Source organism: Streptomyces achromogenes (assembly GCF_030816715.1).
Classification (GTDB): domain Bacteria; phylum Actinomycetota; class Actinomycetes; order Streptomycetales; family Streptomycetaceae; genus Streptomyces; species Streptomyces achromogenes_A.
Window position 1 is genome coordinate 4,676,606 of sequence record NZ_JAUSYH010000001.1, and the last position, 19,221, is coordinate 4,695,826.

Sequence of the window (19,221 nt, forward strand, 5' to 3'; positions counted from 1 at the left end):
TCACCGCGAGGGGGGCGGGTGAAGTCCGCCGGGTCAGGTCCGCCGCACCACGGCGGCGCTCCACGTGAACCCGGCGCCCGCGCTCAGCACGGCCGCGTACGCGCCGCGTTCGAGGCGGTGCGGGCCGCTGTCCGAGGCCAGGGCGGCCAGGTTCGACAGCAGGTCGCCGGCGCCCAGGTGGCCGGTGTACTCGCCCAGGTCGGCGGTCGGCGCGTCGGTGACCTCGGCGACGGCGGGGCCGTACACGTCCCGTGCCGTGGCCCGGCCGAGCCGCGGCAGCAGCACGACGCTCAGCCGCTCCCCGCCGGAGCCGACGCCCGCCTCGGCCAGCGCGGCGGCCAGGACGGCCGTCGTCTCCCGGCGCAGCCGGCCGAGGAAGCGCGGCTTGCCCTGTTCGGCGAGAAACGCCTTCTTGGTCCGGCGGACGTCCACGACCGCACCGCGGGTGTGCGGCGCCGGGTGGAAGCCGTCGGTGTCCCGGTGGGCGCTCTCCAGCTCCGGCGCCGCCCGCGTGCACAGGGCGCGCAGGGCGAGCGTTCCCCTCGGGGCGGCCCCGGTGCCGACCACGGCCGCGGTGGCGCCGTCGCCGTACCAGACGCCGTAGTCGCCGCCCCACCGGTCGAAGCCCGGCGGTGCGAAGCGGTCGGCGGTGGTCACCAGGAGCGGACCGTCGCCGGGCCGCGCCACGAGCTGGTGCACCGCGGCGCGCAGGGCGGCGGCCGAGCCGTTGCACATCTGCTGGACGCCGGTCGGGACGGCCTTCAGCGCGCCGGCCCCGGCGGCCACGTAGTGGGCCGGAGACCAGAAGTCGTGGCCCTGGTAGTACGTCCAGGCGTGCAGAACGGCGGAGAGGTCCCCGGCGGGGACACCGGCCCGGGTCAGGGCGAGCCGGGCGGCGCGCACCGCCATGCGGGGGGCGGACAGGTCGGGGGAGACGGGCAGTTGCCCGTACCCCATGGCGTCCGCCTCCTCGGCGGTGACCCGGCCGGCGGCCAGCGCGTCCACCGTCTTCTCCGCGGTGGGCGGCAGCCACTCGGCGGGCGCGAGCCAGATGCCGTCGGGTGTGCCGTCGGGGGCGCGGTCGGGGGTGCCATTGGAGGTCATATGCACTCCTCGCCGTCGAGCAGCGGGACGCCCGTGGAGGCGGTGGTGGTGTGCATCCGCCCGGAGGCGATGACGTCGCCGTCCTGCTCGAAGTCGATGTGGAAGGTCCGCAGGTCCGGCAGCATCAGGCTGAGGTTGTCCTCGTGCGCGTACGGCTCGGTCTTGCGGATGTGCACCGTCGTCGGCACGTCCAGTTCGGCGTACCGGGTGAAGGAGAACTCGAAGCCGGCGACCGTGCTGCGGCTGACCGAGGCGCCCCACAGGTCGGACACGCCGAGCATGCACAGCTGGCGGGCGGCCTCCATGAGCACCATGCCGGGCACGTGGTCCTGGCCGTGGTCGAACATGCTGCGGTTGTCCAGCGGGACCCGCACGGACGCGGAGGCGTTGTCACTGCCCACGGTGACGGAGCTGAGGACGACGTTCGCCGGGTCGCTGCGGCCCACCAGGTGCGGGGCGACGTACGCGGTCTGCCGGGGCAGGTCCTGGAACGGCACCAGCGGCCGGCCGCGGCCCTGCAGCCGGACCGTGTCGTAGACCTCGGAGGGGATGTAGCCGACGTCCATGCGCACGAAGCCGAGGCAGCGCTGCGCCAGCTTCATGTCGACGCCGAAGGACAGCCGGCGCACGTCGCCCGGGGTGCCGCGGCGGTTGCTCGTGCGCACCGAGATGCGCAGCTCGCCCGGTCGCTCCTGCCGCGGGAGGGTCAGCAGCCCCGGCAGCTCCATCGACCAGGACCGCAGCAGGAACTTGCTGCTGCGCGAGACCCCGGCGTACTCGTGGCCGCCGTAGGTCTCGGCCTGCCGGCAGCACTCCAGCAGCAGCATCGGGTCCGGGGTGCCGAGCCGCGAGGTGTGCTCGGTGTAGTAGGCGTGCAGCGGCGGCAGTTGGGCGGCCGCGAGGTATTCCTCCTCGCCGGTTTTGCGGGCGTCGGTGAGGAACACCTCGGAAAGCGCCCAGCGGTGCAGAAGAGAACGGTCCACGGTGCGCATGAATTCGAGGTTGGCGGCACCCGGCAGGCAGGTCTTCTTTTCTTCAGAGGTCATTTCCTTCGTCCTCCTGATGCGGCGCGAGCGGGGGTCGATTCCCTTTTCTCTCGCTTGATTTCATTGTCGAGGGGGGTGGCAAAGCGCTCACTAAAAGCGGACTCAAAGGGCGGGCAGTGCGTCCGCCGCCCCGGAGGCCGGCGGTCAGCCCACCCAGGCGAGCGGACCGCGGTAGCCGTGGCCGGCCCGGTCCCAGTTCGCGCGGGCGGCCGCGGGCTCGGCCGCTTCACCGGCGCCGCTCTCGGCGCGCGCCCGCAGCACGGTCAGCACGCAGGCCAGCGCGGCCAGTTCGGCGGGGTCGGGGTTGCCGCGGACGACGCGGAACACGGCCTCGCGCGGCGCGTCGGACGGCGACGGCACGCCGGGATCGGCGCTCACAGCGGGGTGATCCCGTGCTTGCGCTGCGGCAGCGCCCGGTGCTTGGTCCGCAGCATGGCCAGGGAACGCGCCAGCACCGCGCGGGTCTCGCCCGGTTCGACGACGTCGTCGACCAGACCGCGTTCGGCCGCGTAGTACGGGTGCATCAGCTCGGACCGGTACTCCTCGACCATCCCCGCCCGCATCGCCGCGGGGTCGTCGGCGTCGGCGATCTGCCGGCGGAAGATGACGTTCGCGGCGCCCTCGGCGCCCATCACCGCCACCTCGTTGGTGGGCCAGGCGAACGACAGGTCCGCGCCGACCGACCGGGAGTCCATGACTATGTAGGCACCGCCGTACGCCTTGCGCAGGATCAGCTGGATGCGGGGGACGGTGGCGTTGCAGTACGCGTACAGCAGCTTCGCGCCGTGCCGGATGATCCCGTTGTGCTCCTGGTCCACGCCGGGCAGGAAGCCGGGCACGTCCAGCATGGTGATCAGCGGGATGTTGAAGGCGTCGCACAGGGAGACGAACCGCGCGGCCTTCTCGCTCGCCTTGATGTCCAGCACCCCGGCGCTGGCGAGGGGCTGGTTGGCGACGATGCCCACCACGTGGCCGTCGATCCGGGACAGGGCGCACACGACGTTGGGCGCCCAGGTCGGGTGCGTCTCGAAGTACTCGCCGTGGTCGACGATCTCCTCGATGACCTCCCGCACGTCGTAGCCGCGCGAGGGGTCGGCGGGGACCAGGCCCGCGAGCCGGTCGGTGCGCCGGTCCGCCGGGTCGTCGCAGGGCAGCACGGGCGCGGACTGCCGGTTGTTGGACGGCAGGTACGACAGCAGGTAGCGCACGTCCTCCAGGCAGCTCGCCTCGTCGTCGTACGCGAACGCGGCCACCCCCGACACCGACGCGTGCACGTCGGCGCCGCCCAGCTCGTCCATGCTCACCTGCTCGCCGGTGACCGCCCGCACGACGTCCGGTCCGGTGATGAACATCTGGGCCACGCCGCGGACCATGAAGGTGAAGTCGGTGAGCGCCGGCGAGTAGGCCGCGCCTCCCGCGCACGGGCCGAGGATCACGCTGATCTGCGGGACGACGCCGGAGGCGCGCGCGTTGCGGCTGAAGATGCCGCCGTACCCGGCGAGCGCGGTCACCCCTTCCTGGATGCGGGCGCCCGCACCGTCGCACAGGCTCACCAGCGGGGCGCCGGACGCCTCCGCGAGGTCCATCAGCTTGTGGATCTTCGCCGCGTGGGACTCGCCGAGCGCACCGCCGAAGATGCGGAAGTCGTGCGCGTAGACGAAGACCTGACGGCCCTCGACGGTGCCCCAGCCGGTGACCACACCGTCGGTGTGCGGCCTGCGGCGCTCCAGGCCGAAGCCGGTCGCGCGATGCCGGCGCAGCGGCTCCAGCTCGGTGAACGAGCCCTCGTCCAGCAGAAGCCCGATGCGCTCGCGGGCGGTGAGCTTGCCTCTCGCGTGCTGTGCCTCGGTGGCCCGCTGTCCGGGACCCGCGTGCACCTCCGCACGCAGCCGCCGCAGCTCCTCCACCCGCACATGCATGCTGTCGGGCCGCTCGGGTTCCGGCGCGGCAGGCGGCGCCGGGCTGTGCGCCACGGGGTTCTCGACCAGGGTCGTCATGCCTTGTCCTCCCATCCGGACGCCTCTGGACCGAGGCCGCCCGAAAGAAGGGTTCGGGGTCACGGACAATGCCTGACTCAAGCCCTGAAACAGCCGCCGAATCCTTTTCCCGGCCTTGAGCGAAGCGCAGGCCGGGGCGTGAGGAAAACACGGTCCGGAACTTGAGCGGCGGCACCGGACGATGTTTCCGGCCGTTGTCGGAAGCATCGAGAGGGCAGATCATGGTCGCGCACGTTCACGCATTCACCGCCGAGCCGCGGTACGCCGTCCTTTTCCCGGGCCAGGGGGTGCAGCGCCCCGGCATGGGCGAGCCGTGGCGGGCCACGCCGTCCTGGGAACTCGTCGAAACCGTCTCCCGGGCCAGCGGGTTCGACGTCGCCGAGCTGCTGCTGACGGCGGACCAGGAAACGCTGTCGCGCACCGACCACGCCCAGATCTCGGTGTTCACCGCGTCTTTGCTGGCCTGGTCGGAGTTCCGCCGGCACGATCCGTCCGCGCACGTGGCGGCCGTCGCCGGGCACAGCCTCGGGGAGTACTCGGCCCTCGTGGCCGCCGGGGTGCTGTCGCCGGCCGACGGCGCCTGGCTGGTGGGCGAGCGCGGCCGGGCCATGGCGGCGGCGGCGCGGCAACGGCCCGGAGCGATGGCCGCCGTGATGGGCGGCGGCCCGGAGCAGGTCACGGCCCTGGTGGAGGAGGCTCGCCGGGACGGCGCCGAGCTGTGGGTGGCCAACCACAACAGCCCCCGGCAGACGGTGGTCGCCGGCAGCCGCACGGCCGTGGCGGCCACCGCCGCCCGGGCGGCCGGAGCCGGTCTGCGCTACGCCGTCCTGCCGGTCACCGCCGCCTGCCACAGCCCCTACATGGAGCCGGCCGGCACGGCGCTGCGCAGCGCCCTCGACCGGACGCCCTTCGCGTCCGGGACGATCCCCGTGGTGGCCAACGTCGACGCCCGGGCACACCGGGGCGGCGACCACTGGCGCGACCTGTGCGCCCGCCAGCTGGTCGGCCCGGTCCGCTGGGCGGACACCCTGCACGTCCTCCACGAGGAGCTGGACGCCACGGCGTTCCTGGACATCGGTCCCGGCGCCACCCTCGCCGGCCTGGCGAAGCGGACCCTGCCGAAGGTGCCGTCCCCCCGCTTCGAGGTCCCGGTCCCGCAGGCGGCCTGACGACCGCACGGGCGTCCGGCAGTATGAGGCCCTGTGACCGGCATATCCGAGACCCGCGGCACCGCCGCCGCCGACCCGCTGCGGACCCGGCTGGCGGCGGCCTGCGCCGCGGCGGCGACCGTCGGCGCGGGGCTCGGGCTGCGGGCCGTGGCGGCAGGCGACGTGGCCAAGTACGGCGGGGACGCGCTGTACACCGTCCTGCTGCTCACGCTCGTCGTCGCCCTCGCGCCCCGGGCGTCTCCCCCGGCGGCCGCCGGCAGCGCGCTGGCGGTCAGCTGGGCCGTCGAGTTCCTCCAGCTCAGCCCCGTGCCGGCGGACCTCTCCCGGCGCAGCGCCGTCGCCCGCCTGGTGCTCGGCTCCACCTTCAATCCCCCGGACCTGCTGTGGTACGCGGTCGGCGCGGTGGCGGGCTGGGGCGTCCACACCGCGCTGCGGGCCGGCCGCGCGGGCGGTGACCCCGGACCGAGGCCCGGACCCGGACCCCGGCCCGGCTGAGGCGTCCGTCGCAGCGGCCGCCCCGCCGGCGAGGCCGGGGCGATCGGCCGCTTCTCAGCGCAGGGCGCTCTTCTGCTGCCATTCGGCCCACGAGAGGTTCCACGCGCCGAAGCCGTTGCCGGGCGCGACCACGCCCTTGGTGTCCTTGCCGGTGATCTCGAACGGGTCGCCCGGCCGCACCTGCCCGTACAGCCAGGCCGCGTTCGCGTCGCTCATCCCGATGCATCCCGAACTGTGGTTGGCGGAGCCGAAGAAGCGGGCGTTCCACGGCGCGGCGTGCGCGTACATGCCCGACCAGGTCAGCCGCATCGAGTAGTCGACCATCTTGTCGTAGGCGTTGCCCAGGCCCACCGTCTCGGAGTTCATGTTGATCGTGCCCTCCTTCGCCATGAGCACGGCGGTGCCGCGCCAGGAGCGCTTGTCGCCGCCGGGCGTCCCGCCGGAGACCGGTATGCGCCGCACCGTCTCGCCGTTCCGCTCCAGGGTGAGCTGGTGGCTGTCGAGGTCGACCTTGACGATCTGCCGGGCGCCGACGGTGAAGCTCGTCGTGTAGTCACGTACGAACCAGCCGCCGTCCGGGCCCGCGTCGGTGCCGTTCAGCTCGGCGTTCAGCGTGACCTTGGTCCCGGGCTTCCAGTACGCCTCGGGCCGCCAGTCCACCCTGTCCCCGCCCGACCAGTCGCGCAGCCACCCCCAGGAGCCCTTGGTGCCGTCCGAGGTGGTGATCCTCAGCTGCTTCTCGACCTCGGCGCGGTTCTTGACCGGGCGGTCGAAGACCAGGGAGACGGGCTGGGCGACGCCGACGGTGGCGGCGGCGCCCGGCCGCCAGTCGACCTTGTTGACCTTGTCCGCCGCGGCCGTGGTGAAGGCGGACCTGGCGCTCCCGGCGGTGCCGCCCTCGCTGCGGGTCGCCGCCGTCACCGTGTACGCCGCGCCGGGCACGGCCTTGCGGTCGGAGACCCACGAGCGGCCGTCGGCGGCGACCTTGCCGGCGAGCCGGTGGCCCTCGGCGTCGACGACGGTCACCGAGGTGAGCCGGCCGCCCGAGGCCGTGACCGTCACGGTCCGGCCCGCCTGGACCTTCGTTCCCGTCGGCGTGACGGTGACCGTGACCGGACGGCCGGCGGCGCCCGACGGCCCCTTGGCGTCGGGGCCGCCCGGGTCGCCGCTCGACGAGCAGGCGGCGAGCGGTGCCAGCAGGGCGGCCACGACGGCGGCCCGGACACAAGCCTGGGTGAGTACGCGTATACGAGGCAACGGGACCTCCGAGAAGGACGCGAACGGCGTCGGTGAGTCGGCGATGAACGTGACTGTAGAGCCGGAAAACCCGAGGTCAGCGGCGCAGGAGCAATGTGACGGCGACTGGTGAGGAATGGTCATGGTCCGGTCACATTCACCGTGCGGAGCGGTCATGGGCCGCTGTGAGCCTCTGCGGTGTCCCCGCACAGGTCCGGGGAGAAGGAGAGGCTCAGACCGTGTCAGCGCTGCTCGTGCCGCCCAGCCGTGTGTGCCAAGCCCGGGACCGGGGCGTGCCGTTGCGCCCCATCACCGCCGAGACCTACCGCGCCTTCCTCGCGACCCCCGACGGCGCGGCCCTCGGCGCCGGCTTCCTCCAGTGCCCGTCCTGGGCCGACGTCAAGGAGGGCTGGCGCGCCCGGCTCCTCGGCTGGGGACCGGATCCGGAGGCGGGCGCGCTGACCGGCGTCGCCCTGGTACTGCTGCGGCAGTTCCCCGGCACCCGCAAGTACTTCGCGTACCTTCCCGAGGGGCCGGTCGCCGACTGGAACGACCCCGACGTCGACGGCTGGCTCGACCCGCTCCTCGAACACCTGCGCCGCGCGGGCGCGTTCGCCGTGCGCATCGGCCCGTCACCCGCCTACCGGCGCTGGGACGCCGCCCTGCTCAAGCCGCTCACCGGCCCGGGCCGGCGCCTGGGCGACGTCCTCGCCAGCGAGGTCGACCCGCTCGGCACCGCCGTCGCCGAGCGGCTGCGGGCCCGGGGCTGGCGCCGCTGCGGCGGCGACGGGAGCGGCGGGGACGGCGACGCCCAGCCCCGGCACGTCTTCCAGGTGCCGCTCGCCGGACGCACCCCGCAGGACCTGTGGTCCGGGCTCAACCAGGAGTGGCGGCGCAATGTGCGCCGGGCCCGGAAGGAGGGCGTGGAGGTGGTGGTCGGCAGCGCGGCGGACCTCCCCGAGTTCCACCGGCTGCTCGGCGTCACGGAGCGGCGCGACGGCTTCCGGCTGGGCCGCTCGCTCGCCTACTACGAGCGTCAGTACGCGGCGCTCAACGCCGAGGAACCGGGCCGCATGCGGCTGTACCTCGCCCGTCACCGGGGAGAAATCCTGGCCGCCCACACGCTGATCACGGTCGGCCGGCGGGCCTGGTACCAGACCGGCGCCTCCGCCGACCACCGTCGCGAGGTCCGGCCCTCCAACGCCCTGCAGTGGCGCATGCTGTTGGACGCCCACGCTCTCGGCGCCGACGTCTACGACATGCGAGGGGTACCCTCCACTCTCGATCCTGACGAACGTGCGTACGGACTGCTGCGCTGGAAGCTCGGCACCGGGGGACAGGTCGTCGAGACGCTCGGGGAATGGGAGACACCAATGACCGGCAGCGCCAACCACGCGCTCCACCGCGCCTTCCAGGCATACCTGAACCGCCGATGAAGCGGACGCCGATACCGGCCGACGCGGCCGATGCGGGGAGCGCTGAAGCGCCTGAGACCACAGACGCGCCGGAGGCGACGAAGGCACCGGAGACGACGAAGGCGACGGAGACGACGAAGGCGACGGGGTCGGAGACGGCCTCCGCGGGACGCAGCAGCGCCGTGATGGCCGCCGGGTCCGTCGTCTCCCGGGCCACCGGCTTCGTCCGGTCCGCCGTGGTCGCGGCGGCGGTGGGCACCATCGGGCCGACCGCCGACGGTTACGCCGTCGGCAACGCCCTGCCCACCATCGTCTACATGCTGCTCCTCGGTGGCGCGCTGAACGCCGTCTTCGTGCCCGAACTGGTCAAGGCCGCCAAGGAGCACGACGACGGGGGCGCGGCCTACACCGACCGGCTGGTCACCGTCTGCGTCGTCGCCCTGCTGGCGATCACCGCGGCAGGGGTGTGGGCGGCTCCCGCGATCGTCGACGCGTACACCGACTACACCGGCCCGCAGGCGGCCATGACCACCGCGTTCGCCCGCTACTGCCTGCCGCAGATCTTCTTCCTCGGACTGTTCACGCTGCTCGGTCAAGTCCTCAACGCACGGGGCCGGTTCGGCGCGATGATGTGGGCGCCGGTCCTGAACAACGTCGTCGTCATGGCCGTCTTCGGCGGGTATCTGGCGCTGGCCCTCGGCGGCGGCGACACGCTCACCGCGACCGAGACCGCCGTGCTCGGCTGGGGCACCACCGCCGGCATCGCCGTCCAGGCACTCGCCCTCGTCCCCGCGCTGCGCGCGGCCCGTTTCCGCTGGCGGCCCCGCTTCGACTGGCGCGGCAGCGGACTGACCCGCCCGCTGCGCTCGGCCGGCTGGCTGGTGCTGCTGGTGCTGGCCAACCAGGCCGCGTACTGGGTCACCACCCGGCTGGCCACGACTGCGGGCCTCGACGGCGACCCCGGCTACGGCGCGTACAACAACGCCTATGTGCTGTGGGTCGTCCCGCACGGCATCGTCACCGTCTCGGTGGTGACCGCGCTGATGCCCCGGATGAGCGCGGCCGCCGCCGACGGGGACACCGCCGCCGTGCGGCGCGACGTCTCGCACGCCCTGCGCGTCAGCGCGTCGGCCGTCGTACCCGCCGCCTGCGCGCTGTTCGCGCTGGCCCAGCCGGTGATGGCCCTCGTCTTCGGGTACGGCAGGACCAGCGCCGAGGACACGGTCGCCATGGCGGGGATCCTGATGGCCTTCGCGCCGGGGCTCGTCGCCCTGTCGGGCCAGTACGTGCTGTCCCGCACCTTCTACGCGCTCTCCGACACCCGGACGCCGTTCCTGCTCAACCTCGTGATCGTCGCCCTCAACGCGGCGCTGTCCGTGGCCGCCGCACACCTGCTGCCGGCCCGCTGGGCGGTGACCGGCATGGCGGCGGCGTACTCGCTGGCGCTGTGCGCGGGCTGGGTGGTGACCGGCCGGGTGCTGAGCCGCCGGCTCGCCGTCGCCCACCCCCTGCGCTCGTCCGCCGTCGGCGCGCACGGACGGCTGCTGCTCGCCGCCGTCCCCGCCACCGCCCTCGGCTACCTGGCCGCCCTCGGCGCGGCGGCGGCGGGCGCCCTGGCCGCCGCAACTGCCGGCGCGGTCGTCGTCGTCCTCACCTTCGCCCTGCTCGCCCGTCCGCTGCGGCTCGCCGAACTCGACACGCTGCTGCGCGGACTGCGCCGGCGACCGGGCCGGACCTGAGCACGACCGACCACCACCGAGGGAGAACCACCGATGCCCCGCGTGCTCCTCATCGAGGACGACCCCGCCGTACGCGAGGGGGTCGAACTCGGTCTGCGCCGCCGCGGCCACGAGGTACGGGCGGCCGCGACCGGCGAGGCCGGCCTCGCCGCGCTCGCCGAGTTCCGCCCCGACCTGCTGCTGCTGGACCTGATGCTGCCCGGGATGAACGGCGTGCAGGTCTGCCGGCAGGTCCGCGAGCGCAGCCAGCTGCCGATCATCATGCTCACCGCGCGCGGCGACGACTTCGACGTGGTCATCGGCCTGGAGGCCGGCGCCGACGACTACATCGTCAAGCCCGCCCGCACCGAGGTGATCGAGGCCCGGATCCGGGCTGTGCTGCGCCGCCTGGACGACGGCAACCCGGGCCGCCCGGCCATCGAGGTGTACGGCGCGCTCACCGTCGACCGGGTCGGACTGACCGTCGCCAAAGCCGGCCGGCCGCTCGCCCTCGCCCCCTCGGAGCTCAAGCTCCTGCTGCACCTGTGCGCCGCCCCCGAGCAGGTCTTCAGCAGGCAGCAACTGCTGGAGCACGTCTGGGAGCACAGCTACCACGCCGACGCCCGGCTGGTCGACGCGTGCGTGGCACGGCTGCGCGGCAAGATCGAGGACGAGCCCGGCAGCCCGCGTTACGTGCAGACGCTGCGGGGCTTCGGGTACCGCTTCGGACCGCTGTGATCACCGGCCCCCGGCGCGGCCGGCCGCGCCGCCACGACGACGGCAACGGTGACGGCGACGAGCGACATGGCGGCACGCCCGCCGAAGAGCGTTCGCGGTCGCGGGTCAGGGCGTTCGGCCTGCGCACGCGCCTGCTGCTCGCCTTCCTGCTGGTCGCGGCCGTCAGCGCCGGCACGACGGCCGCGCTGACCTACCGTGAGGCCCGCAACGCGCTGCTGGAGACCGCCCAGGACACGGCGGTCACGTCGTTCCGCGACCAGGTCCAGCAGACGGGCTTCTCGCTGCCCGTGCGGAGGGAGGGCCTGGAAGAGGTCCTGCGGGACATCGCCCGCAAGGGCAAGCCGCACCCCTGGGTGGTGTTCGCCGAGTACGGCTCGCTGCGCGCCTCCTCGGGAGAGAACCCCGTCTCCACCGTCATCACGCCCGAACTGCGGCGCGCCGCGACGGCCGACCCGCACGGCAGCTTCGAGCGGGTCGTCAAGGACGGCGTCCCCTACCTCACCATCGCCATGCCCACCGTCTTCAGGGCGAGCGCGTCGACCGTGCTGCCCAGCGGTCTCGTCCTGTACGCCGTCATGCGGATGACCGACGAGCAGCTCAACGTCGACGCGCTCCTCACCGCCGCCCGGGACGGCGCCCTGCCCGGCCTCGTCGTCGCGCTGATCCCCGCCCTGCTCGCCGCCCGCAGCGTGCTGCGCCCGGTGCGGGAACTGAGCCGGGCGGCCCGCAGCATGGGCAGCGGCAGACTCGACACCCGCATCCCGGTGCGCGGCAGCGACGAACTGGCGGACCTGGCACGCACGTTCAACGAGTCGGCGGCCCAACTTGAGCGTTCCGTAAGGGAATTGCGTGAGGCAGAGGAACGCGCCCGCCGGTTCGCCTCCGACGTCTCGCACGAACTGCGCACCCCGCTCGCCGGGATGCTCGCCGTCACCGAGGTCCTCGACGAGGACGCGGACGACCTGGACGCCGACACCGCGCGGGCTGTACGGCTGGTCAGCGCGGAGACCGGAAAGCTCGCCGTGCTCGTCGAGGACCTGATGGAGATCTCCCGCTTCGACGCCCGCGCGGCCGAACTGAACACCGACGAGGTCGACGTCGCCGAGGCCATCGGCAAGACGCTGCAGCACCGGCACTGGACCGACGGCCGGGTCCGCGTCGAACTGCCCGGCGGCATCCGGGCCCGCCTCGACCCGCGCCGCTTCGACGTGGTGGTCGCCAACCTCGTCGGCAACGCCCTGCGGCACGGCGGCGCGCCCGTCATGGTGCGCCTGCGCACCGAGGAGCGTCCGCCGGGCCCGCCCGTGCTGGTCACCGAGGTCGTGGACAGCGGGCCCGGCATCCGCCCCGAGTCCCTCCCGCACATCTTCGACCGCTTCTACAAGGCCGACGCGGCCCGTACCCGCTCGGCCGGCAGCGGCCTGGGACTGGCGATCACCCAGGAGAACGTGAAGCTGCACGGCGGAACGATCCACGCGGGGAACCTGCCGGGCGGCGGCGCCGTCTTCACCGTCGAGATACCGCTCCAGGCGGAGGAGGCCGGCGGATGACGCGTGCGCGGATGCGCCGGCGTGCCGCGGCCGTCGCGGTGGCTCTCGTGCTCGGTGCTCCGATGCTCGGCGGCTGCGGCATCCCGGAGACCGACGTCATCGAGGCGGGCGGTCCCGCCACCGTCCAGGCCTTCCTCACCCGCGACACCGACGTGCTGCTCTTCTTCCGCTCCCCCGACGGCAGGGTGCGGCCGGTGATACAAACGGTGAGGATCTCGACCGTGACCGCCGGGGCGGGCCCCGGCCGCGAGGGCTCCGGCACGGAGGCGGCACCGATCCGGACGGAGACGGTCGTCATGATGCTGCTCGCCGGCCCGCGCGAGGAGGACCGGGCCGCCGGCCTGGACACCGCCCTCCCCGCCGCGCTCCCCGGCGTGCCGGTCCGGATCGGGCGCCCGACGGCCGGCAGGGCCACGGCCCGCATGCCCCTCGCCCTGGACGCCCTGGACGCCACCGCCCTGCGCCAGCTGACCTGCACGATCGCCTACAGCATGGACGCCGACGGCCGGACCGTCGTCGAGCTGACGGGACAGGACGGCGCGACGACGTCCGGCACCTGCGGACTCGCCCCCGGCAGCGCCGGCGCGGATGCCGTCACCCGCTGACGAGCGCGCCCGCGGCGGTGGTGTCCACGTCGGTCGTGAGCTCCGCCGCGATCACGATCCGGGCCGGCCGGGGGTCGGCGGCGGCCAGCCTGCTGACCTCGTCGCGGAAGGCCTTTGATCGACCGGCCGTCCGGCGAGGTCTTGCCCGTCGGTGACGGGACAGGGCGTGCCGGGCTGGGAGAAGGCGTACACCGCCGTCGCCGCCGACGGGCAGCGGGTGGATGCGCGTCGACGAGGACAACGCCCAGCCGGCTGGCTAGGGGGCGTCCCGGCCCTCGGGTGCGTGGGGTTTGCGGGACGGGTCGGGTGCGGCGGTCCAGGTGATGTGCGGGGGCTCGACCCGTGCGCACAGGGGACCGCCCTGCGCGTCGGTCAGGCCGAGCCGTCCGACCAGCAGCCCTTCGCGTGCCGCGGCGGCGAGCACGTCGGCGGGGACGACGTCGAGCATGAGCTTGGCGCGGCGGAACATGGTGAAGACGCCCGCCTCGTCGACCGTCCCCCACGACAGGTACACGAACCGCCGGCCCAGCCGGTGCTGCACATAGGGCCCCGCGACCTCGGTCCCGGCCGGCGTGGCGCTCGTCGTGCACTCCAGGGTCCAGGTCGCGGACGCCGCGTCGCCGGGCTGCGGGTCGAGCAGTTCGGCCGGACGGTCCCTGCGCTGCACGGCGACGTGGAGGTTGCCGTAGGCGGGCGTTCTGCCGTCGGCGGAGGCGGGGCGGGTCAGTCCGGGCAGGTCGACGGCGTCGATGCGGATGCGCATGCCGGCCATCCTCCCGCCCTCGTCCCCGCGGGGCGAGGCCGCCCCCGGCGACGGCGCCACCGCCCGGCGCGCCGACCGGGTGAACAGGTCGCGTCGCGCAGGGATGCGTGCTGTGCTGGAACTGTCCGCAGGAGTACACGCCGATGCGCCATATCCGCAGTTCCGTCTTCGTACCCGCCCGGTCGCCCGCGCCGACCGGAGCGGGCGGAGGCCTGTTGCCGGCGCGGGATCTCGCGGCTGCCTGGTTCCTGGTCGTCCTGATCGCGGTGCCCGCCTGGGCGCTCACGATCGCGCAGGCACGGGACATGGGGGTCGAGGCCGGCACGATGGGGACGGCGCTGCCGCTGTTCCTGCTGCTGTGGGTGACGATGATGGCGGCCATGATGCTGCCGTCCATGGCGCCGGTGGCCCTCACGTGGGTGCGAGGGATCGGGCGGCAGTCCTCCGGCTGGACGCGGACCGTGCGCACCGCCGAGTTCGTCTGCGGGTACCTGCTGGTGTGGACCGCTTTCGGACTGCTCGCCTATGCGGCCCTCGCCTTCACCGGCGGCCTGGTGGACGACCGTCCGACCGCCGGACGCTGGATCGGCGCCATCGCCTTCCTGCTGGCGGGCCTGTACCAGCTGGGCCCCCTCAAGTACGTCTGTCTGCGGCACTGCCGCGATCCCATGGGTCACCTCGTGCGCTACGCGGGGTTCCGGCGGCCGGCGCGCGATCTTCGGGTCGGCTGCCACCACGGCGCCTACTGTGTCGGCTGCTGCGCGGGACTGATGGTCGTCCTGGTCCCGCTCGGCATGATGAACGTGGCGGCGATGGCCCTGCTGGCCGTGGTGATCTTCGTGGAGAAGCTGTGGCCCCGTGGCGCGCTGCTCGGCCGGGTCGTGGGCGTCGCGTTCCTCGTCCTCGCCGTGCTCGCACCGTTCCAGGACTGGCTCCTGCCGGGGTTGCAGGGGTCGCCGCCGATGGACGACATGTGACGTGCTCGGCTCTCTCCGGGAGCGCGCGACGGCTGCTCGTCAGTCAGGACCGCTCCAGTCGAAGGTGAAGTGTTTGCTCGACTTCCCCGAGCGTTCCCAGGAGAAGCCGAACGCGTCGGCGCGGTCGGCCGTGGCCCGTCCCCAGGTGGCGACCTGGCCGGGGCCGACCTCGGCGCCCGGGGCGTTGCGGACCTGGACCCGAGCGCCGTCCGGAGTCGTCGGGCCGGTGAGCGCCTCGGCGGCAGCCGTGACCCGGCCGGGAATCTCGGCTCGCCAGGCGCCAAGATCGTCGTCGATGTCCACGTGGACGGGGGCGACGTCCATGCCGCGCATCTCGGGGTGGAACATCGCCCCGAACTGCGCCGGCCAACCGCCCGCCTCACCGCCGAAGATCGCTCCCAGCGCACCGCGCTGCCGCTCGTCGGCACGCTCGTCGAGGAAGACCGCGGCGTACGGGTCGGTGTGCGTGCCGGCCCAGGGGTTCCCCACGAAGGAGCCGAGCATCAGGACGTTGAGACCGTCGAGCCGCACGTCGCCGAAGCTGCCTTCCCGGATGTGCCAGACCATCACGCCTTCGCAGTCGCCGTAGGTCGGGTCCTGCGCGAACGTGCAGGGGCACGGTATGGCGCACTTGCACACATCGAACCAATCACCGGCCAGGCGCCAACGCGTACCGGTGGTGACCTGCTCTGTCATCTCGCATCCCTCCTGCCGGGCCCGACGGGGCCCACTCGGAGTGGCGAGACCGCATGTCCCGAGCCGCTCCCAGGATCGCGAGGCGGCCTCTCTTCCAGCTTGCACCCCACGTGCCGGTAGGGGGAACCCGGCGATCGCGGCAGAGGTCCCGGATCCGTGGAAGACGAGACGCACGGCTCGGTGAGCTGGTCTCCCGCGTAAGGGATTTCGGTGACGGCGGAGAGCCGCAGCGCGTACCCCGTCGGCCTGGAGTGTCGCCGACCCGACGCCCGTGGGCCGACCCGACGCCGCGGAGTCGTGCGGGCGCCGGCCCGGGCAGCCTGCTGGGCCCGGCCCGCCGGCCCACCGGTGGTCCCCTGTCGGCCTGCCCGAGTCCGCGCCCGAGGTGTCGCCCCTACCGGTCGGGGCCGGGGCGGCGGTGTGCTCCGGGACCGGGCGCCGGCGTACCGCGGCGGCACCCGGCAGATCCTCCGCACGGCGAACCGGCGCCCTGCTAGGGCCTGCCGTACGCCGCCACCATGATGTTCTGCGCCACCTCGTTCATGTCCTGGCCCTTGGCGTTGGTGGAGTTGACGCTGTAGACGAGGGTGCGGGAGCCGTCGCGGGTGGAGGCGATGGCCGTGTTGTAGCCCCAGCGGCCGCCGGTCTTGCCCCACACCTCGCGGCCGCCCAGCTTCTTCATCGACAGGCCCACGGAGTACGCGGCCGGGCCGCCGCTCTTGAAGTCCGCCACCTTCGGCAGCGTGAGCATCTCCTCCCACAGGGGACCGCGCACGACCCGCCCCCCGAACAGGGCCTGCGTGAACCGCTCCAGGTCGGCCGTGGTCGACACGATGTCACCGGCCGCCCAGCCGTCCGTCGTGCCCCACACGGACACGTCCCGCAGACCGGTCGTCCCGTCGTCCAGCCTCATCGTCTGGTAGCCGTGGTTGTGGGGGCCGACGATGCGCGGGTCCGTCCCGGGAAGGTAGGTGTCGCACAGCCCGAGCGGCTTCAGTATCCGGCGGGTGACCTGGTGCTCGTACGAGTCGCCCGTGACGCGCTCGATCAGCAGACCGGCGACGGTGTAGCCGATGTTGAGGTAGTGCTGCCGCTCGCCCGGCGCGAACTCGCGCTCCTTCGACACCGCCGAGCGGACCATGTCCTCGGGGTCATGGACCCGGAAGCGGTTCGCGTACGCCTCCTCGACCGTGGTCCCGGGGAAGTCGGGCGCCGGAATGCCGTGGGTGTGGTTGAGCAGCTGGCGGACCGTGACCTCCCCGTACGACGCCGGGATCAGCTCCGGCAGGTACGAGCGGGCGGTGCGGTCCAGGTCCACTGTGCCCTCGGCGGCCAGCTGCAGGGCGACCGCCGCCGTGAAGACCTTGGTCACGGAACCGGCGCGGAAGCGGGCGGTCGGATCGGCCGGCCGGCCGCTCTCCAGGTCGTGCACGCCCGAGCTGCCCCGCCACACGCCCTCGGCGCCCCCGACCCGCACCAGCGCGGCCGTCGCGTCCGCCGACGGCAGACACGCGACGGCGGCCTCCAAGGCCGGGTCGGGGTGCGCGGACCGCGCGGAGACGGCGGGGCACGCGAGGGATGCCGGGGACGCGGCGGACGCGGTGGCCGGCAGGACCGCCGGCCCCGCCGTCACGCCCAGGACGAGTGCGGCTGCCAGCAGCGCGCGGGTCGTGTTCTTCATGGTCGGCTCCGTAGGTGTCGGCCGTGGTTCTCGATGGCCTCATCCTCCTGACCGGCGACTTCTCGCGGATCACCCGCGCGGGCGGTCTTCCGCGGTCACTTCCTCACCGGCGCGGGGGAGGAACCGGGCCCGCACGGTCCCCCGGGAGGGTGTCCCCGGCCGCGACCAGGCCCGTCTCGTACGCGCAGATCACCGCCTGGATCCGGTCCCGCAGGCCCAGCTTGGCGAGCACGTTGCCGACGTGCGTCTTGACCGTGTGGTCGCTGACGACCAGCTCCGCGGCGATCTCGGCGTTCGACATGCCCCGCGCGAGCAGCAGCAGCGTCTGGCGCTCCCGCCCGGTCAGCGCGTCCAGGCGGGGATCGGGCCGCCGTGGCCGGACGGCCGGCCGGGTGTACTGCTCGACCAGGCGCCGGGCCACGGACGGCGCGAGCAGCGAGTCACCCCGCGCCACCACCCGTACCGCGTGAACGAGGTCGTCGCGACGCACGTCCTTCAGCAGGAAGCCGCTCGCGCCGGCGTGCAGCGCCTCGTACACGTACTCGTCGGAGTCGAAGGTCGTCAGCATCACCGTCCGGCAGCCGCCGGCCGCACTGATCGCCCGGCAGGCCTCGATACCGTCCGATCGGGGCATCCGGATGTCGAGCAGGGCCACATCGGGCCCGTGCCGCCGCACCGCCTCGACCGCCTCCGCTCCGTCGCCCACCTCCGCGACCACCTCGATGTCGGGCTGGGCGTCCAGGATCATCGCGAAGCCGCTGCGCACCAGCTCCTGGTCGTCGGCCACCACCACACGGATCGTCAACGCGTCACCCCCGCCACGGACGGTACCGGGACACGGACCCGGACCTCGAAGCCGCGGCCGTCCGGGCCCTGTCCGGTGACCGCCGTACCGCCGTGCGCGGCCGCGCGCTCACGGATCCCGACGAGTCCGTGGCCGCCGCCGGAACCGGACCGCGGACCGCGCCCGTCGTCCACCACCTCGACGCACACGTCGCCCTCCCCGTAGGTGAGTCGTACGGACACGGTGCGGGCGGCCGCGTGCTTGACCGTGTTCGTCAGCGCCTCCTGGACGATCCGGAAGACGGTGGCCCCGATCGTGTCCGGCAGCGGCCGCGCGGCCCCCGTCGTCCCGTACACGACATCGAGACCACTGGCCCGTATCCGGTCGAGGAGATCGGGCAGGCCCGCGAGGCCCGGCTGCGGTTCGCGCGGGGCGCCCCCGGGCTCGTCGCCCTCACGCAGCACCCCCAGCATCCGGCGCAACTGGACCATCGCGTCCCGGCCCGCCTCGGAGATCGCGTCGAAGGCCGCCTCCGCCCTCTCCGGAGCCGTACGCACCGCCACGGGCCCGGCCTCCGCCTGCACGATCATCAGGCTCACCGCGTGGGAGAGGATGTCGTGCATCTCCCGCGCGATCCGGGCCCGTTCGCGTGCGGCGGCCTGCTCCGCCTCGATCCGGTTCGCCCGGCGGCGGGCGTCGGTCAGCCGCCCGAAGACGTAGGCCGCCGCGAACACGAAGAAGGAGAAGGTCAGTTCGCGCGCCGACCGGGTGTTGAGCCCTACCGACGCGGGGATGGCGGCCAGCAGCAGGATCGTGGTGGCCAGCCGTTTGGCCGGCGGCGACAGCGCGGCGATCGTGTAGACGATGACGAGCCCGGTGTACGGCAGCGGCTGACCGGGCCCCTCCAGGGCCAGCTTGTACAGCGCGCTGGCCGCGAGGACGGCGAGCAGGACGGCGACCGGAGCGCGCCGGCGCCAGACCAGGGGGATCACGGTGAGCGTGGTCAGCCCGTACGCGGGCCAGGTCGCCGGTGGGAGGTCCGCAGGGCGCGGCACCACGAACGGCATCGTCATCGCCGCCTGGACCAGGAGGGCGACCCCGATGTCGACCACGAGGGGATTGGCCGTCCCCAGCGCCCGGCACCGGTTCCACCGTTCCCGCGCGTACCCTCCTGATTCCCTCACGGCGTCCTCACCCGAAGTCCCCCTGATCCAGGTCCTGTTCCGGTCGGCCCCGGAAGCGCGACC

18 protein-coding genes and 1 pseudogene are annotated in these 19,221 nt (G+C 73.7%); 8 read left to right on the forward strand and 11 right to left on the reverse strand.

What is annotated here, in order from left to right:
* Positions 1–33: 33 nt before the first annotated feature.
* The 4 genes from QF032_RS21005 to QF032_RS21020 form a co-directional block, all read right to left on the reverse strand.
* Complete coding sequence (locus tag QF032_RS21005; protein ID WP_307057046.1) at positions 34–1,104, reverse strand: 3-oxoacyl-ACP synthase; 1,071 nt, start codon at positions 1,102–1,104, stop codon at positions 34–36.
* Positions 1,101–2,150 carry an AfsA-related hotdog domain-containing protein gene (locus QF032_RS21010; RefSeq protein ID WP_266723083.1) on the reverse strand — a complete coding sequence of 350 codons (1,050 nt, stop codon included), beginning with the start codon at positions 2,148–2,150 and terminating at the stop codon, positions 1,101–1,103. Before QF032_RS21010 ends, QF032_RS21005 begins: the two co-directional genes overlap by 4 nt.
* Before the next feature lie 144 nt (positions 2,151–2,294).
* Positions 2,295–2,528, reverse strand: coding sequence for an acyl-CoA carboxylase subunit epsilon (locus QF032_RS21015; RefSeq protein WP_307044732.1), 234 nt, complete (start codon positions 2,526–2,528; stop codon positions 2,295–2,297).
* Positions 2,525–4,069 carry an acyl-CoA carboxylase subunit beta gene (locus tag QF032_RS21020; RefSeq protein WP_307060324.1) on the reverse strand — a complete coding sequence of 515 codons (1,545 nt, stop codon included), beginning with the start codon at positions 4,067–4,069 and terminating at the stop codon, positions 2,525–2,527. Before QF032_RS21020 ends, QF032_RS21015 begins: the two co-directional genes overlap by 4 nt.
* A 299-nt stretch (positions 4,070–4,368) precedes the next feature.
* On the opposite strand from QF032_RS21020, the gene QF032_RS21025 reads away from it, so the two are divergent.
* Positions 4,369–5,316 (forward strand): ACP S-malonyltransferase, encoded by a 948-nt coding sequence (locus QF032_RS21025; protein ID WP_307044735.1) that lies wholly within the window; start codon positions 4,369–4,371, stop codon positions 5,314–5,316.
* 33 nt (positions 5,317–5,349) lie between these two features.
* On the forward strand, positions 5,350–5,811 hold the full coding sequence (locus QF032_RS21030) for a ribosomal maturation YjgA family protein (protein ID WP_373430363.1): 462 nt from the start codon (positions 5,350–5,352) through the stop codon (positions 5,809–5,811).
* 54 nt (positions 5,812–5,865) lie between these two features.
* Here the strand turns inward: QF032_RS21030 and QF032_RS21035 are convergent, their stop codons facing one another.
* Positions 5,866–7,068, reverse strand: coding sequence for a L,D-transpeptidase (locus QF032_RS21035; protein ID WP_307057048.1), 1,203 nt, complete (start codon positions 7,066–7,068; stop codon positions 5,866–5,868).
* A gap of 218 nt (positions 7,069–7,286) precedes the next feature.
* Between QF032_RS21035 and QF032_RS21040 the strand changes: the two genes are divergently transcribed.
* Genes QF032_RS21040 through QF032_RS21060 form a run of 5 tightly spaced genes read left to right on the forward strand, consistent with a single transcriptional unit; the run spans position 7,287 to position 13,073 of the window.
* Positions 7,287–8,483, forward strand: coding sequence for a lipid II:glycine glycyltransferase FemX (locus tag QF032_RS21040; RefSeq protein WP_307044741.1), 1,197 nt, complete (start codon positions 7,287–7,289; stop codon positions 8,481–8,483).
* Positions 8,480–10,201: a murein biosynthesis integral membrane protein MurJ gene (gene murJ / locus QF032_RS21045; RefSeq protein ID WP_307057050.1), complete on the forward strand. Its 1,722-nt coding sequence runs from the start codon at positions 8,480–8,482 to the stop codon at positions 10,199–10,201. Before QF032_RS21040 ends, murJ begins: the two co-directional genes overlap by 4 nt.
* 33 nt (positions 10,202–10,234) lie before the next feature.
* Positions 10,235–10,918 carry a response regulator transcription factor gene (locus tag QF032_RS21050; protein ID WP_306950711.1) on the forward strand — a complete coding sequence of 228 codons (684 nt, stop codon included), beginning with the start codon at positions 10,235–10,237 and terminating at the stop codon, positions 10,916–10,918.
* Positions 10,915–12,468: an ATP-binding protein gene (locus tag QF032_RS21055; RefSeq protein ID WP_373430364.1), complete on the forward strand. Its 1,554-nt coding sequence runs from the start codon at positions 10,915–10,917 to the stop codon at positions 12,466–12,468. The genes QF032_RS21050 and QF032_RS21055 overlap by 4 nt, the downstream gene beginning before the upstream one ends.
* Positions 12,465–13,073, forward strand: coding sequence for a hypothetical protein (locus QF032_RS21060; RefSeq protein WP_307057052.1), 609 nt, complete (start codon positions 12,465–12,467; stop codon positions 13,071–13,073). The genes QF032_RS21055 and QF032_RS21060 overlap by 4 nt, the downstream gene beginning before the upstream one ends.
* Here QF032_RS21060 and QF032_RS21065 read toward each other — a convergent pair.
* Both QF032_RS21065 and QF032_RS21070 read right to left on the reverse strand, forming a co-directional pair.
* Positions 13,063–13,314 carry a hypothetical protein gene (locus QF032_RS21065; RefSeq protein ID WP_307057054.1) on the reverse strand — a complete coding sequence of 84 codons (252 nt, stop codon included), beginning with the start codon at positions 13,312–13,314 and terminating at the stop codon, positions 13,063–13,065. The two genes, QF032_RS21060 and QF032_RS21065, sit on opposite strands and share 11 nt — an antisense overlap.
* Positions 13,315–13,329: 15 nt before the next feature.
* Complete coding sequence (locus QF032_RS21070) at positions 13,330–13,836, reverse strand: DUF5990 family protein (RefSeq protein ID WP_307044747.1); 507 nt, start codon at positions 13,834–13,836, stop codon at positions 13,330–13,332.
* A gap of 143 nt (positions 13,837–13,979) precedes the next feature.
* On the opposite strand from QF032_RS21070, the gene QF032_RS21075 reads away from it, so the two are divergent.
* A complete protein-coding gene (locus tag QF032_RS21075; protein WP_307057056.1) occupies positions 13,980–14,813 on the forward strand; it encodes a DUF2182 domain-containing protein in 834 nt (277 codons plus the stop codon).
* A 39-nt stretch (positions 14,814–14,852) separates the two neighbouring features.
* Here QF032_RS21075 and QF032_RS21080 read toward each other — a convergent pair whose 3' ends face one another.
* The 4 genes and pseudogenes from QF032_RS21080 to QF032_RS21095 all read right to left on the reverse strand — a co-directional run bounded on the left by QF032_RS21080 (position 14,853) and on the right by QF032_RS21095 (position 19,086).
* A complete protein-coding gene (locus QF032_RS21080; protein WP_307044751.1) occupies positions 14,853–15,509 on the reverse strand; it encodes a DUF1326 domain-containing protein in 657 nt (218 codons plus the stop codon).
* A gap of 493 nt (positions 15,510–16,002) precedes the next feature.
* A complete protein-coding gene (locus QF032_RS21085) occupies positions 16,003–17,190 on the reverse strand; it encodes a serine hydrolase domain-containing protein (RefSeq protein ID WP_307044753.1) in 1,188 nt (395 codons plus the stop codon).
* Between the two features lie 95 nt (positions 17,191–17,285).
* Positions 17,286–17,995: pseudogene (locus QF032_RS21090) on the reverse strand (response regulator).
* A complete protein-coding gene (locus tag QF032_RS21095) occupies positions 17,992–19,086 on the reverse strand; it encodes a sensor histidine kinase (protein ID WP_444875853.1) in 1,095 nt (364 codons plus the stop codon). Before QF032_RS21095 ends, QF032_RS21090 begins: the two are co-directional and overlap by 4 nt.
* Positions 19,087–19,221 lie beyond the last annotated feature (135 nt).